The organism is Hydrogenophaga sp. ANAO-22 (assembly GCF_042466645.1).
Taxonomy (GTDB): domain Bacteria; phylum Pseudomonadota; class Gammaproteobacteria; order Burkholderiales; family Burkholderiaceae_C; genus Hydrogenophaga.
On sequence record NZ_CP159956.1, the window covers coordinates 4,870,911 to 4,883,907 of the forward strand.

Here is a 12,997-nt window from a genome sequence, read left to right on the forward strand (position 1 = left end):
TATAAGTGGACCCATACTTTTGAGGTCCATATAGAGTGGGCAACCCGCCAACGAGGCGCCCTTGAACTTGCTGAGGCGATCAACTACCTAGGCCACAAAAGAAGGCCTCTACTGATCTTGCCTTTTTGACCCGCGCTATACGAGCAAGCATTCAGATGCTCGCTCGTTTCATATTGGTCAAACCGGCGCTGCAATGTCAGGCAATGATCGCTTCAACTGAGCAAAATGCTCTTTGAAGCCGTGATTGCAATAGTGGTGGGTCAGTTGTGCATTGTCTTGCCCGGAAGTCCCCCCGTCCGTGCGGCGCTTTATGTGATCATCGCTTGCATGAGCGAGCACGAGCCGAGCCTTGCAGATCGCACAGCGATGCGCCGTTTCTATGCTCGCCTTGATGCGAGCTGCGCTGCGCGTCTCTTTCCACGTGTCGGTCCGTATTGGCGTTTCCTGCCCCGCCCCGCCTCCCAGGTTGGAGACACTAGCGTAGATTTCAGCCTCTGTTTTGCCCGCAGCCAGTCCGTCCAGAATTTGCCGGAGCAAGTTTTTCATCGGCTCAAGGCTCCGCTTCCATCCACCGTAGCGACTCAGAATTTGCTGGCCTAGGTTTCCCTTTCCTACAAGAAATTCTTCCAGTTGGGCGCGGTGCATTGTGAATTTTGCAAGTTCATCCTTCTGTATCAACTCTTGCACAAAAGACACCGTGGCCAAGAACATGCTTGGCCGATGATTTCCTGTGGTTCCCCAGAAATAGACAGCGGGATGAAGGCCCAGCGAGGCCGGTTCGCCTCCGGCCACATATTTCACGACTCCCCAAACCTTGGCAAGCACTCGCGATGTGTGACTACCATCGGTGTCAGCAGGCATGTCTTTTGTGCCTCCCTTTACTCCAGTAACGATATTCACTAGCTCTAGTGCAAGGCGTAGGCCGTTCGCTGTTTGTGCCATGCCCGCAGGCTGCAGTTCGGAATGCGTATGCGACTGAGCCCCTTCAGGTTCAAAGATGGCGTCATAGATCTTTCTAGCTGACTCTTCGATCGCCTGAATGTGCTGCTCGCCAAATGCACCCCAGTAAGCGTGACCTCGCGCTGCATTTACTAGGGCACGAGCGGCAACGATGTGAGGTGCTTTTCGCTCCTCGATCATGTAGCGCTCGGTCTTGTCGATCTCCACCGACCGCTGATTTATGTCCAAGAACGACTGCAAAGCGACATCCGCATCGCCGACGACCCACTGCGTTTCCACTGGCTGAGCGATATTTGTGCTCCAAGCCAACTGTTCAGGAGTGCGACTAGGGAGCAGCGTGAGCTTTTGGAGTTCGGCGTACTCCAAATTCTCTGCTTTGATCTGCTCTCTACATTTGCGCGCGACGTCGCGCTGCGACTTCGGAATTTGGTGCTTGAAGAAGGCCTGCGAAATTGAACTGTCTCCGTAGTCATCGTTTACCCAAGCGATGAATACGCTTAGACGATGTGCCCCATCAATCACAAAGGTCGTACCATCGGCTGACCACAGGATCACCGCAGGAATCAGGTGACCATTTCTGAAACTGCGAATCAATGAAACAACGTTGTCAACGTCCCAATCATTGGTCTCTCGCTGGAATAGAGGCTTTCGCAGTAGCCCATAAAAGTGACGCCCCAAGGCCAGCTCCGTAACCTGGATCACACCTTTACTCGCTTTTGGCTTCTTTGCCTCTACATCATCTCGAGGGATCAATGCATCCAGATTGACGGTCGCTCCTCGTCTCGCAGCCATTGCATCTCCAAATTGTTTTTGAGGGGGTTCATCTTAATGGCACCTGTAAGACCGGGTAGCCGGTGGACTGCTACCAGTCCTAAAGACGCTTGCACTCAATGCACTTAATCTCACATGCCGGAGTTTTATATTGACGGCATCTGGGTGCACGGTACTTCTCAATATCCTTAAGTGCGCCGGTAACTCTGCAAGAAAAAGCCCGTCCACCGGCAAGGCGGACGGGCTAAAGCTGTAGATCCACAAGGAGACAACAACAGCAACTGCGTGGCGCCACACACCGCATGGTGTCTGGCTTGGCGTCATTGTACTGTATGTTGATACAGTATTTTTTGCTGCGGGGTCTTACTCAAGCCGCCGACCCCAGCTGCTCCGAAAGAAACTCCAGCACCACGCGCACCGAAGGCAGCAGGCTGCGGCGGTGCGGCACCAGTGCGGTGGTGGTGACGCGGCCCGCCGTCCAGCGCGTCAGCACGCGCACCAGTTCTCCTCGCGCCAGGTGGTGCTGGCAGATGCTCTCGGGCAGGCACACGATGCCCAGGCCGGCCGTGGCCGCGTGCAGCAGCGCCACGGATTCGTCGGCCACCAAACGCGGCCGTGGCTCGGCGATCTGCACTTCGCCCTTGCTGTTGCGCAGCGTCCAGCGCGTGGCGTCCACACCGGTCAGCAGGGCCTGGTGCGCCGCGAGGTCGCTCGGCTGGCGCGGTGTGCCGTGCTCGCGCAGGTAGGCCGGGGCCGCGACTACCATCACGGGTTCCACCTTGAGCGTGCGCTGCACCAGGCCCGAGTCGGGCAGGGGGGCGAAGTGGCTGCGCAGCGCGATGTCGAAACCTTCCTGCACCAGGTCCACGAACCGGTCGCTGGCGTGCAGTTGCAATTGCAGGCGGGGCCAGGTGCGGGCGAGCGTGGGCAGGTGGGGCGCCAGCTGGAACTGCACCACCGGCACGGCGGCGGTGAGCCGCACGGTGCCGCTGGGCTCGGCCAGGCGCGACTGCACGACCTGCTGCGCGCTCTCCACCTCCACCAGCGCGGCGCGCGCGTGTTGGTAGAAGTCGTGCCCGGTGTCGGTGAGGCGGAAGCTGCGCGAGTTGCGCTCGATGAGGCGCACGCCCAGGCTGGCTTCGAGCGCGGCCACGCGTTTGCTCAGGGTGGATTTCGGCACCGAGAAGCGCCGGGCCGCGGGCGCGAAGCCGCCGCTTTCCACGGCCTGGGCGAACAGGGTGAGGTCGTTCAGGTTCATGTGGCCATTGTCCACGTATGTGGACGATGCGTTGCCTTTTGCCTGTCTAGGCGGCCGTCGTCCACGCCGCAAGAATGCACTCCTTCGTCAATGCAACAGGAGTTGAAACCCACCATGAAACCCATTCTTCTTTTCTACGGCGTGCCTGAAGGCTGTTCGTTTGGCGCCATCGTGGCGCTGGAGTGGAGCGGCCTGCCTTACCAGCTGTGCCGCATCCAGATGCCCGAGGTGGTGAGCAGCGAGGCCTTCAAGCGCGTCAACCCGGTGGGCGAAACGCCCTCGCTGCGCACGGCCGATGGCCGCTTCGTGAGCCAGAGCATGGCCATCCTCCATCACATCGGGGCGGCGGCTGGGGTGGCTGCCTCCAGCGGCTTGGTGCCTGCGCAGGGCAGCGCGGAGTTCGACCGCTTCAACGAGATGCTGGCGTTCCTGAACACCGATTTCTTCGAGTCATTCGCACCGCTCTGGTACGCGATGGAGCATGGCCTGCAAGGCGAAGCGCTGCGCGCGGTAACGGCCATGGGGCACGACAAGGTGCGCCGTGCCCATGCCGCGCTGGAGGGCTTGCTGGCCGGGCGCGACTGGCTGGTGGGCGAGCGCCGCACGGCGGCGGACGCGTATTTCCTGGGCATCGCGCGCTGGAACGATTTCCACCAGGTGCTGGACCGCCGCGACTACCCGGCGTTGAATGCCTTGTATGAGCGCCTGCAGGCCGACCCCGCCGTGCGTTTCGCGCATGGGGTGGAGCATGGGGAGGTGGTGCGCAGCACGGGGGCGTTTGCTGGGCATGTGGAGTTGCAATGAGCGGCCGCAGGTCGCCTCGATGGTCCTGCCTGGGCTAGCATGTCGGGCATCGGCCAGAAGCAGCCGCGCGCTGCGCTCCGCAAGCGCTTGTCCAAACCACGTATGGCATCCATGACCTCTACAGTCCCCGGAGCGGCTGGATACGGTGCGAACGCATCGGCCTTGGCCTCTCAATACGAGAGCATCACTTTCGCTGAGGTCTACCGAGACCTGATTCACCTGTTTCCCACACAGCCGGCCACGGTGGTCGACATCGGCGCGGGGTCGGGGCGCGATGCCGCGGCACTCGCCCGTTGTGGCCATCAGGTCATCGCCGTGGAGCCCACAGGCGAACTTCGCCGCGAGGGTCAGCGCCTTCATGGCGCACTGCCCATCGATTGGATGGACGACCATCTGCCGACGCTGGACGTATTGCGGCAAGCAAAGCGCCGGTTCGACGTTGTCCTTCTCACCGCCGTGTGGATGCATCTGGATGCTCAGGAGCGGGAGGTGGCCATGGAAGCTGTTGCCGCGCTGACGGCCGACAACGGTCAAGTCTTCATGTCTCTGCGGCACGGCCCGATACCGGAAGGCAGAAGAATGTTTGACGTCTCCGCTGAGGACACGGTTCGGTTGGCCGCACGGCACGGGCTGCGCTGCCACCACCAGGCCGAGCGCGAAGACATGCTTGGGCGGGCGGACGTCAGCTGGAGCTTTCTTGCACTGCGCCGGCTGGCCGCTTCAGAGTAGCTCAGCAGGCACGATGCGCTTGATTAAGTGCCAGCTGATCGCCTGAGGGCCCACGGTCGCGCACACCGGCCCGCCGTCTCGCGCCGTGCCGTGGATGCGACCTTCGATGGCGCAGTTGGCGTCTCCTGCGGCGGTCTCCACCAGGGGCTGGGGGATGCCGGCCAACTTGATCTTCGCCCTTCGCTCCCAGCGTGAATCGGGTTGGCCTGCGTAGGTCCCGGAGTTCAGGTAAATGAAGCGGTCGGCCGGTGTGCCTTGCGCGAACGGGCCACGGAAGTTGAACGATCCGTCCGGCAGCGTGGGGCCGAGACTCATGGTCATGGCGAACGACACGAGCTCGGCCGTCGACGCGTAGGGCGGCAGCAAGTCATCGCGACCGTGTTGCACCGCAAAACGGACCCCGGGTGGGAATGCCGTGACAGCAAGGATGATCTGAAGCTCAGAGTTTGTTCCGTTTTTCATGGCTTCCGGGTGACAGGCTTGTGAAGGCTCTGGCGCATGCTCGCTGCTGGCCGACAGCCATCCTAGCTGACACGCGAATCAAGCCGCAATCGCCGCCCGCAGGTTGATCTACATTTCTGCTTGGTCTTACGGCCTGCGAGTTTGCTGGATGCGTTGCACCAAGCTCAGGCCAGGATGGCGCGATCGTTGTTTCCCTATCGAGATAGCTTTTTTTGACTCGTGTGCTTTTCATCTGCAGCAGAAACAGGCTCCGCAGCCCCACGGCGGAGCAGGTGTTCGCTGCGCCAAACATCGAGACCGACTCTGCGGGCCTTGCGCCGGACGCGGACTGCCTGCTGAGTGCCGAACAGCTTGAATGGGCGGAGCTGATCTTCGTGATGGAGAAGCAGCACCGGGTGAAACTCCAGCAGCGCTTCGCGGCTTCCCTGCGAGGGAAAAAGCTTGTGTGTCTGGATATTCCCGACCGCTTCGAGTTCATGCAGCCTGAACTGATTGAGTTGCTGCAGAAGAAGGTGGGCCAACATCTGCGCCCCAAATAGGAAGTCAAGGGCCTTGCGCAGAGATAGCCTGACAAAACAGAAAGGCCCCATCGGGGCCTTTCTGTTTTCTGCTTGAAGCTGCGCTCGCGCTCAATCCGCCTTCAGCTTCACCGCCTGAAACACCCGCTGCAGCCGCTGCGCTTCGGCGTTGTAGAAGGTCTGTGCCTGTTTCAGCGGCATGGCGCGCGTGAGCGCCACGCCGCCGGCTTCACGCGTGTACACGCCGAATTCGGGCCCTTGCAGTGCGGTGTCGATGGCTTTGTGCACGGCGGTCACCACGTCGGTGGGTGTCTGGCGCGGCAGGAAGACGCCGGTCCACACGGTGTAGACGAAGTCTTTCAGGTTGGCGTCGACTTCGCTCAGGCGCGGCAGGCCGGCCACGGTCTTGTCGGCGGTGTGGGCCAGGGCGCGCAGGGTGCCGGCTTCGATCAGTTTGGCGGTGCTGCCGGCCATGGGCAGGAAGGCCACGTCCACCTGGCCGCCGATGAGGTCGTTCACGGCCGGTGCCAGGCCTTTGTAGGGCACGTGCATGAGCTGCTGCGTGCCGGTGAGCATCTTGAAGTGCTCGCCCATGAGGTGGTAGAGCGTGCCGCTGCCGGGCGTGGCGTAGGTCAGGGCTTTGTTGGACGGGTTCTTGAGGTAGTCCACCAGGGCCTGCGCCGAGTTGATCTGCAGGCTGGGCCGCACGACGAGCGCGATGTTGGTGTACGAGAGTTGCGAGACGAGCACGAGGTCGTCGGGCTTGTAGCGCACGCTGGACATGGTGAGCGGCGGCAGGATGGGCTCGGCCACGGTGGTGAGCAGCATGGTGTGGCCGTCGGCCGGTGCGGCCAGCACCTTGCCCACGCCCATGGCGCCGCCGACGCCGGCGAAGTTTTCCACGATGACGGTTTCGCCCAGGGCTTTCTGCATCAGCGGTTGCATGACGCGCGCGACCATGTCGGCCGGGCCGCCGGCGGGGAAGGGCACGACGACGGAGATGCGGCGCGCGGGGAAGGCCCCCTGCGCATGGGCCAGTGGGGCGACGAGGGTGCCGAAGGCGGGTGCCAGGGCAGCGGCCAGCAGGGAGCGGCGAGCGATCTTCTTCATGGTGTCTTGTCTCCGGTGTGATGGGGTGGTCAGGCGGCGGCCTTGGCGGGCGGCGTCGCGGGGCGGTGCTGTTTGCTCTGGTCGATGCGGTAGAGGCGCGTGGCGTTGCCGCCGAGGATGAGTTCCAGCGCGTGGTCGGGGATCTCGGGCATGTCGAGCGCGCGCGCGTGTTCGTTGATGTTCTGCACGGTCTTGTGGAAGGTCCACATGAAGGGGTTCTCCGAGCCGTAGAGCAGGCGTTCCCAGGGGTTGACGCAGCCGAAGTCGTGGATGAGCTGGTAGACGGTGCGCGGATGGTAGAAGCCCAGCGCGCTGAGGTCGGCGTGGAAGTTGGGGTTGCGCGCGACCACGCCCATGGCTTCGGCGGCGTAGGGGTAGCCCAGGTGGCAGATGACCACTTTCATCTTGGGGAAGCGCTGGCCCACTTCGTCGAGCAGCCAGGGTTGCTGCAGTTTCATGTCGGCGCCGCAGACGGGTGTGAAGCCCATGTGGAAGTGCACCGGCACGCCGAGCGCGGAGGCGGCTTCGTACAGCGGTTCGCAGGCCTTGTCGCGCGGGTCGAAGTGCGCGTAGGTGGGGTAGAGCTTGATGCCGCGGAAGTCGTGCTCTCGCACGCAGCGCTCGAGTTCGTCGGCGGCGCCCCAGGGGTCGATGATGGGGTCGGCGCTGCAGATGCCGATGAGCCGGCCCTTGGAGGCCTTGACCTGCTGGGCCACGAATTCGTTGGGCACGTTGTAGGGGCGCTGCTCGGGCGGGAGCACGCGGTTCCAGTTGCCGGCGAGCACGCAGCACACGTCGATGCCGACTTCGTCCATCACGTGGACGAGCATCTCGCCGTCGCGGCGCTCGGACTTCACCTCGGTGCTGTGGTACCGGAAGCCTCGATCGCTCCAGTTCTTGCGCAGCTCGCTGTAGATGTGCTGCGAGACGTGAACACCCGGTTGGCCCAGGTGGATGTGGTTGTCGACGACGAACATGCGGTCTCCTGATTGATGTTGGGCCGAAGTGTAGTCATCGAATAGTTTGATGTCAAACTAATAGACGAAGAATGATCGGGTGGCTGCGTGCTATCCTGCCGGCTGCCCATGGCCGATTGCACCCCTCCTTCTTCTCCCGCGCTCGACGCTTACGTCGGGTACCACCTTCGAAAAGCGCACAACCAGGCGCTGCGCCGCCTGGACACGGCGCTGGGCAAGCTGCAGCTGACGACGGCCATGTATGGCGTGCTGGAGCTGTTGAGCTGCAATGTGGAGTTGCCGCAGGGCCAGCTGGCGCGCGGTGTGGGGCTGACGAACCCGTCGATGGTGCCGCTGGCGGACAAGCTGGCCGAGCGCGGCCTGATCGACCGCACGCGCCAGGAGCACGACCGCCGCACGGTGTACCTGAAGCTCACGCCCGAGGGGCGCAAGTGCTGGAGCCGCGCCGCGCGCATCGTGCGCGAGCACGAGGCGGCGCTGCGCGCCGCGCTCTCCGATGCCGAGACCGCCGAGCTGATCCGGCTGCTGGGCAAGCTCGGGGACTGAGCCCCGGTCCTGCCCCGGGGCATTCAGGCCAGTTCGGCCTCGATGGGGTTGCGCAGCACGCCCAGCGCATCCACTTCCACTTCCACCACATCGCCCGGCCGCATGTAGAGCGGCGGCTGGCGCTTGAAGCCGACACCGCCCGGCGTGCCGGTGACGATGACGTCGCCCGCTTCGAGTTCGGTGAAGCAGCTGATGTGCGCGATGAGCGAGGGGATGCTGTGGATGAGCAGGTCGGTGGTGGTGCGCTGCACTTCTTCGCCGTTGAGGCGGGTGACCAGGGTCATGACCTGGTCGGGGCGGATCTCGTCGGCCGTGACCATCCAGGGGCCGAAGGCGCCGGTGCGCGCGAAGTTCTTGCCGGCCGTCCATTGCGAGGTGGCGGTCTGCCAGTCGCGGATGCTGGCGTCGTTGTAGCAGGCGTAGCCGGCCACGTGCGCCCAGGCCGCGCTCTCGGCGATGCGGCGCCCCGGCTTGCCGATGATGACGGCGATCTCGCCTTCGAAGTCGAGCGCGGGCGATTCGGGCGGGATGAGCAGGGCCTGGCCGTGCCCGGCCTGCGAGTTGGCCACGCGCAGGAACAGCGTGGGCGCTTGCTGCTGCGTGACTTGCCGGCCGGTCTCGCGCACGTGGTCGGCGTAGTTGAGGCCCACGCAGACGATCTTGGCCGGCCGGCCGATCACGGGCAGGAACTCGACGGCGTCGAGCGGGATGCGCTCGGTGGCGGCGCGCGCGAGGGTGGCGGCCTTGTCGAGCAGGCCTTGCGCGATCGCGCTCTGGAGGTCGGGCGCGAGCGCGCCCAGGGCGGGGCGCAGGTCCACGAGGTGCTGGTCGTCGATCACGGCGCCGTAGGTGGCGGTGCCCTGGTGCAGGAAGCTGGCGAATTTCAAGAGAGGCCTTTGGGGTCGGGGTTCAGTTCAGGGGGATGCCGGCGGCGTCGATGGCGCGTTTCCAGTAGGTGAATTCGGCTTTCCAGAAGGTGTCCATGGCCTGGGCGCCCATGGGGTCGGGCACGGCGCCGAGTTCGGTCAGCGTGCGCACTACCTCGGGCCGCGCGCAGGCTTCCAGCGTGGCTTTTTCGAGCTGGGCGACGATGTCGCGCGGCGTGCCCGCGCGCGTGAAGACGCCGAACCAGCTGGCGTTGGAGAAACCCTTGACGCCCGCTTCAGCGAAGGTGGGCACGTCGGGCAGGGCGGGCGAGCGCTGGTCGGTGGAGACGCCCAGGGCGCGCACCTGGCCGGAGCGGATGGGGCCGATGACGCCGGTGATGTTGTCGAGCACCGCGACGATGCTGCCGCCCATGAGGTCCTGGATGGCGGCGGCCGCGCCCTTGTAGGGCACGTGTTCCATGGCGAAGTCGCCGTCGCGCTTGAGCAGTTCGCCGGTGAGGTGCATCACGCTGCCGGTGCCGCCCGTGCCATAGCTGGCGCGCTGGGGGTTGGCGCGCGCCCAGGCGGCGAACTCCTTGAAGGTGCGCACCGGAATGTCCTTGTTGATGATGAGCACGTTGGGCAGTTTGGCCACCATGGCCACGGGCTGGAAGGCGCCGATGGGGTCGTAGGTGAGCGTCTTGGCCTGGGTGATGGGCGTGAGCACGGCCGAGGTGACGATGTTGGAGAGCAGGGTGTAGCCGTCGGGTGCGGCGCGGGCCACGTCGGCCGCGCCGATGGCACCGGCCGCGCCGCCCTTGTTGTCCACCACCACGGTGCCCTTGAGCACCTCGCCAAGGTGCTTGGCGACCAGGCGGGCCACGATGTCGGTGGAGCCGCCGGCGGGGTAGGGCACCACCATGCGGATGGGGCGCTCGGGGTAGCCGGCGGCGCGGGCCAGGCCACTGCCCATCAGGGCGGCCAGGGCCGTGCCGCCGGCAACAACGTGGCGGCGGGTGAGGCCATGCGGGTGGTGTGCGTTCATGGAGCTTCTCCTGGTGGGGGTGGTGAGGGGTGTTCAGCGCAGCGACTGGCGCAGGTGGCGGATGGCATCGCCCTGGCGGCCGATCCAGGTGTCGTCGAGCGCGCGGGCGCGGCGGATCAATTCCTCGAACACGCCGATGCCGCTGAGGCGGCCGAACACGTGGCCGTGGATGGAGGGGTTCAGGCGCACCGCGCCGGGCTCGTGGCGCTGCACGAAGTCGAGCCAGTCGTCGAACAGCTCCAGCATCTGGCGCGGTGCGTTGCCGTAGCGGATGGCGTGCGGCGTGTCGTTCATCTCCATGCCGCCGGGGAAGGCCGCGATCTCGCGGTCGCCGAAGCGCACGAGGTAGGGCAGGTCGTCGTTCATGGTGTCGCCGTGCCATTCGTAGCCTTCTTCGGCGAGCAGGCGCGCGGTGCGCACGCTGGGCGAGGCGCGCGGGCTGATCCAGCCCACGGGGCGCACGCCGCAGGCCTGTTCCAGCAGCTCGGTGGTGCGGCGGATGTTGGCGCGTTCGGCGGCTTCGTCGAGGTAGGCCGGGATCACGTCCATGCCCCAGGAGTGCGCCACGATTTCGTGGCCGGCATCGGCGATGCGGCGCAGCGCTTCAGGGTAGCGCTCGGCGAGCACGCCGCAGACCAGCATGCTGGCCTGGATCTGCTGGCGCTCCAGCACGTCGAGGATGCGGTGGATGCCGCGCCGGATGCCGTACTCGACCCAGCCGAGCGCGTTCAGGTCGGGCGTGCCGGGCTTGAGCGGGTTGCCCATGGGGCCGAAGCCCGGCCACTGGTCGTCGGACCAGCCTTCCAGCGCGACGCGAAAGAAGATGCCGAGGCGCTGGCCACCGGGCCAGCGGAAATCGGCGGGGGGCAGGGTTTCGATGGCACCGGCGTGCACGTCGAGTTTCTGGGGCATTCGGGGCTCCGGGTTCCAACCGCAAGGCGCCAGTGCCTTGCCTGAATGGTCCCGAGCTTACGGAGTCGACTGTGCAACCACAAACGACTTCTTTTGCACGCAGTGTTGATCTGCGCGCAACGCTGACGCACCGCTTCAGAGCGCGGCGCGCCCCACTTCGGTGAGGTGCTTGAGGAAGGCCGCCGAGGCCACGGGCAGCTTGCGCTCGGAGAGCACGCAGACGTCGATGCCGCCCTGGCAGAGCAGCGCGTCGTCCAGCGGCACGCCCACCAGCTGCTCCATGGCCAGCTCGTTGCGGATGGACATGTGCGAGAGCAGGGTGATGCCGCCGCCGTTGCGCGCGAAGCCGCGCAGCACCGCGAGCGAGTTGGCTTCGAGCGCGGGCGTGATGTGGACCTTGGACATGTGGCTCTGCAAGTCGATCAGGCGGCGCACGCCGAAGCTGTTGTCGGGCAGCGCCAGGCGCTGCCCGGCGATCTGCGAGAGCGTGAGGCTCTTGCGCCGCGCCAGTGCATGGCTGGGCGCCATCACGGCGAGCAGGGGTGCGTGCAGGTGCAGGGCCGAGTGCATCTCGGCCTTGGGCTGCAGGTTGAAGACCAGGCCGATGTCGGCCTCGCCGCTGGCGATGCCGTTCTCCACCGCGCCGGTGCCGGTGATGCGCAGCGAGAAGGTGATATTGGGGTAGGCGTCCTGGAACTGGGCGATGGCGGGGGCCAGGAAGTCCGAGGCGTAGCCCTCCACCGAGAGCAGCGAGACGTGGCCGCGGTGCAGGTTCTGCAGCGCGTCGAGCTCGGAGCGCATGCGCTCGATGCCGTTGAGCGCGTCGCGCACGTGGTTCAGGTAGACCTTGCCGGCGGCGGTGAGCACCATGCCGCGCGCGCGCCGCTCGAACAGGGTGACGCCCAGGTCTTCTTCCAGCTTCTGCAGCTCGCGGCTGAGCGCCGAGGGCGTGACGAAGAGCCGCTCGGCGGCGGCGCGGATGGAGCCGCTTTGCGCCACTTCGAGGTAGCGCAGCAGGGAGGTCTGCAGGATCATGCGGCGATTCTAGGATTGGTGTTGCGAAAATGGCAACTCATTGTTCAAAACAAATCGTTTGTTGCGACGCCAAACGGCAGGCACATTTGCGTTTCCAACGTTTTTCCGCACACAGGAGTTCCCATGACCAAACAAGTGATCTACAGCCCCAAGGTGACCCGCACGAAGGCGCCCCACGCCCACGCCGTGCGCACCGGCAACCTCGTGTTCGTCTCCGGTTGCCCGGCCTACCACGGCGAGATGCAGCTGGCCAAGGGCGACTTCACCGCGCAGATGCGCCAGTGCATGACCAACCTGCAGAACATCCTGGAAGAGGCCGGCTCGTCGCTGGCGCAGGTGGTGAAGGTCAATGTGTTCCTGGACCGCCGCGCCGACTTCGACGAGATGAACGAGATCTACCGCGAGTTCTTCGGCAACGACCCGCAGACCTGGCCGGCGCGCACCACCGTCGAGGCCCGCCTGCCGCGCAAGGATTTCCTGCTGGAAATCGAGTGCGTCGCCGAAGTGGAGTGAGACCCATGGGCAAGATCGAATCACGCCTGGCCGAGCTGGGCATCGTGCTGCCCGATGCGCCCATCATCAAGGCCAACCCGGCGCTGGTGCCCGGTGTCGCGGTGGGCAACCTGTTCTTCTGCCAGGGTGCCCTGGGGCACCACAACGGCGAGTTCCCCTACCTGGGCAAGGTGGGCGACAAGGTCTCGGTGGACGAGGCCTACCAGTCGGCCCGGCTGTGCGCGATCAACCACCTGGCCCAGGCCAAGGCCGTGCTTGGCGACCTGGACCGGATCGTGCGTGTGGTGCAGCTGCTGATCTACGTCAACGGCGCGCCCGGCTTCGAGCGCGCGCCCTACGTCTCCAACGGCGCGTCGGACCTGTTCGTGGAGGTGCTGGGCGCCGAGCGCGCGGCGATGGCGCGCGCCAGCCTGAGCGTGCCCGACCTGATCTACACGGCGCCGGTCGAGACGATCTGCACCTTCGAAATCCAACCCTGACCCTTCACCCCC

15 protein-coding genes are annotated in these 12,997 nt (G+C 65.0%); 6 read left to right on the top strand and 9 right to left on the bottom strand.

Annotation, left to right across the window (positions count from 1 at the left end; all coding sequences use genetic code 11):
- Positions 1-177: 177 nt before the first annotated feature.
- Positions 178-1,752, bottom strand: coding sequence for an HNH endonuclease family protein (locus ABSY19_RS23580; RefSeq protein WP_382156380.1), 1,575 nt, complete (start codon positions 1,750-1,752; stop codon positions 178-180).
- A gap of 346 nt (positions 1,753-2,098) precedes the next feature.
- The gene (locus ABSY19_RS23585; protein WP_382156382.1) at positions 2,099-2,989 is read right to left on the bottom strand and encodes a LysR substrate-binding domain-containing protein; all 891 of its coding nucleotides are present in this window, start codon (positions 2,987-2,989) and stop codon (positions 2,099-2,101) included.
- Between the two features lie 114 nt (positions 2,990-3,103).
- Here ABSY19_RS23585 and ABSY19_RS23590 point away from each other — a divergent pair, with 114 nt between their 5' ends.
- Both ABSY19_RS23590 and ABSY19_RS23595 read left to right on the top strand, forming a co-directional pair.
- The gene (locus tag ABSY19_RS23590; RefSeq protein ID WP_382156384.1) at positions 3,104-3,793 is read left to right on the top strand and encodes a glutathione S-transferase family protein; all 690 of its coding nucleotides are present in this window, start codon (positions 3,104-3,106) and stop codon (positions 3,791-3,793) included.
- Between the two features lie 111 nt (positions 3,794-3,904).
- Complete coding sequence (locus ABSY19_RS23595; protein WP_382163919.1) at positions 3,905-4,522, top strand: class I SAM-dependent methyltransferase; 618 nt, start codon at positions 3,905-3,907, stop codon at positions 4,520-4,522.
- On the opposite strand, the gene ABSY19_RS23600 is transcribed toward ABSY19_RS23595, so the two are convergent.
- On the bottom strand, positions 4,514-4,984 hold the full coding sequence (locus ABSY19_RS23600) for a DUF5990 family protein (protein ID WP_382156386.1): 471 nt from the start codon (positions 4,982-4,984) through the stop codon (positions 4,514-4,516). The two genes, ABSY19_RS23595 and ABSY19_RS23600, sit on opposite strands and share 9 nt — an antisense overlap.
- A 212-nt stretch (positions 4,985-5,196) precedes the next feature.
- On the opposite strand from ABSY19_RS23600, the gene ABSY19_RS23605 reads away from it, so the two are divergent.
- Positions 5,197-5,523, top strand: a complete 327-nt coding sequence (locus ABSY19_RS23605) for a low molecular weight protein tyrosine phosphatase family protein (RefSeq protein ID WP_382156388.1) — start codon at positions 5,197-5,199, stop codon at positions 5,521-5,523.
- 90 nt (positions 5,524-5,613) lie between these two features.
- Here the strand turns inward: ABSY19_RS23605 and ABSY19_RS23610 are convergent, their stop codons facing one another.
- Positions 5,614-6,612, bottom strand: a complete 999-nt coding sequence (locus tag ABSY19_RS23610; protein WP_382156390.1) for a Bug family tripartite tricarboxylate transporter substrate binding protein — start codon at positions 6,610-6,612, stop codon at positions 5,614-5,616.
- A 29-nt stretch (positions 6,613-6,641) separates the two neighbouring features.
- On the bottom strand, positions 6,642-7,589 hold the full coding sequence (locus ABSY19_RS23615; protein ID WP_291115798.1) for an amidohydrolase family protein: 948 nt from the start codon (positions 7,587-7,589) through the stop codon (positions 6,642-6,644).
- A 108-nt stretch (positions 7,590-7,697) separates the two neighbouring features.
- On the opposite strand from ABSY19_RS23615, the gene ABSY19_RS23620 reads away from it, so the two are divergent.
- On the top strand, positions 7,698-8,135 hold the full coding sequence (locus ABSY19_RS23620) for a MarR family winged helix-turn-helix transcriptional regulator (protein WP_382156392.1): 438 nt from the start codon (positions 7,698-7,700) through the stop codon (positions 8,133-8,135).
- A gap of 23 nt (positions 8,136-8,158) precedes the next feature.
- On the opposite strand, the gene ABSY19_RS23625 is transcribed toward ABSY19_RS23620, so the two are convergent.
- The 4 genes from ABSY19_RS23625 to ABSY19_RS23640 form a co-directional block, all read right to left on the bottom strand.
- Positions 8,159-9,022 (bottom strand): fumarylacetoacetate hydrolase family protein, encoded by an 864-nt coding sequence (locus ABSY19_RS23625; RefSeq protein ID WP_382156394.1) that lies wholly within the window; start codon positions 9,020-9,022, stop codon positions 8,159-8,161.
- A gap of 22 nt (positions 9,023-9,044) precedes the next feature.
- Positions 9,045-10,046 carry a Bug family tripartite tricarboxylate transporter substrate binding protein gene (locus tag ABSY19_RS23630; protein ID WP_382156396.1) on the bottom strand — a complete coding sequence of 334 codons (1,002 nt, stop codon included), beginning with the start codon at positions 10,044-10,046 and terminating at the stop codon, positions 9,045-9,047.
- A 33-nt stretch (positions 10,047-10,079) separates the two neighbouring features.
- Positions 10,080-10,958 (bottom strand): polysaccharide deacetylase family protein, encoded by an 879-nt coding sequence (locus ABSY19_RS23635; protein ID WP_382156398.1) that lies wholly within the window; start codon positions 10,956-10,958, stop codon positions 10,080-10,082.
- A 135-nt stretch (positions 10,959-11,093) separates the two neighbouring features.
- Positions 11,094-11,993: a LysR family transcriptional regulator gene (locus tag ABSY19_RS23640; RefSeq protein WP_382156400.1), complete on the bottom strand. Its 900-nt coding sequence runs from the start codon at positions 11,991-11,993 to the stop codon at positions 11,094-11,096.
- A 123-nt stretch (positions 11,994-12,116) separates the two neighbouring features.
- On the opposite strand from ABSY19_RS23640, the gene ABSY19_RS23645 reads away from it, so the two are divergent.
- Complete coding sequence (locus tag ABSY19_RS23645; protein ID WP_291115815.1) at positions 12,117-12,506, top strand: RidA family protein; 390 nt, start codon at positions 12,117-12,119, stop codon at positions 12,504-12,506.
- 5 nt (positions 12,507-12,511) lie between these two features.
- Positions 12,512-12,985, top strand: a complete 474-nt coding sequence (locus tag ABSY19_RS23650; protein WP_382156402.1) for a RidA family protein — start codon at positions 12,512-12,514, stop codon at positions 12,983-12,985.
- The last annotated feature ends 12 nt before the right edge of the window (positions 12,986-12,997 follow it).

Bases quoted from the DNA above. Each gene is read 5' to 3' on its own strand.
- ABSY19_RS23580 (WP_382156380.1), bottom strand. From the start codon at position 1,752: ATGGCTGCGAGACGAGGAGCGACCGTCAATCTGGATGCATTGATCCCT.
- ABSY19_RS23585 (WP_382156382.1), bottom strand. From the start codon at position 2,989: ATGAACCTGAACGACCTCACCCTGTTCGCCCAGGCCGTGGAAAGCGGC.
- ABSY19_RS23590 (WP_382156384.1), top strand. From the start codon at position 3,104: ATGAAACCCATTCTTCTTTTCTACGGCGTGCCTGAAGGCTGTTCGTTT.
- ABSY19_RS23595 (WP_382163919.1), top strand. From the start codon at position 3,905: ATGACCTCTACAGTCCCCGGAGCGGCTGGATACGGTGCGAACGCATCG.
- ABSY19_RS23600 (WP_382156386.1), bottom strand. From the start codon at position 4,984: ATGAAAAACGGAACAAACTCTGAGCTTCAGATCATCCTTGCTGTCACG.
- ABSY19_RS23610 (WP_382156390.1), bottom strand. From the start codon at position 6,612: ATGAAGAAGATCGCTCGCCGCTCCCTGCTGGCCGCTGCCCTGGCACCC.
- ABSY19_RS23615 (WP_291115798.1), bottom strand. From the start codon at position 7,589: ATGTTCGTCGTCGACAACCACATCCACCTGGGCCAACCGGGTGTTCAC.
- ABSY19_RS23620 (WP_382156392.1), top strand. From the start codon at position 7,698: ATGGCCGATTGCACCCCTCCTTCTTCTCCCGCGCTCGACGCTTACGTC.
- ABSY19_RS23630 (WP_382156396.1), bottom strand. From the start codon at position 10,046: ATGAACGCACACCACCCGCATGGCCTCACCCGCCGCCACGTTGTTGCC.
- ABSY19_RS23635 (WP_382156398.1), bottom strand. From the start codon at position 10,958: ATGCCCCAGAAACTCGACGTGCACGCCGGTGCCATCGAAACCCTGCCC.
- ABSY19_RS23640 (WP_382156400.1), bottom strand. From the start codon at position 11,993: ATGATCCTGCAGACCTCCCTGCTGCGCTACCTCGAAGTGGCGCAAAGC.
- ABSY19_RS23645 (WP_291115815.1), top strand. From the start codon at position 12,117: ATGACCAAACAAGTGATCTACAGCCCCAAGGTGACCCGCACGAAGGCG.
- ABSY19_RS23650 (WP_382156402.1), top strand. From the start codon at position 12,512: ATGGGCAAGATCGAATCACGCCTGGCCGAGCTGGGCATCGTGCTGCCC.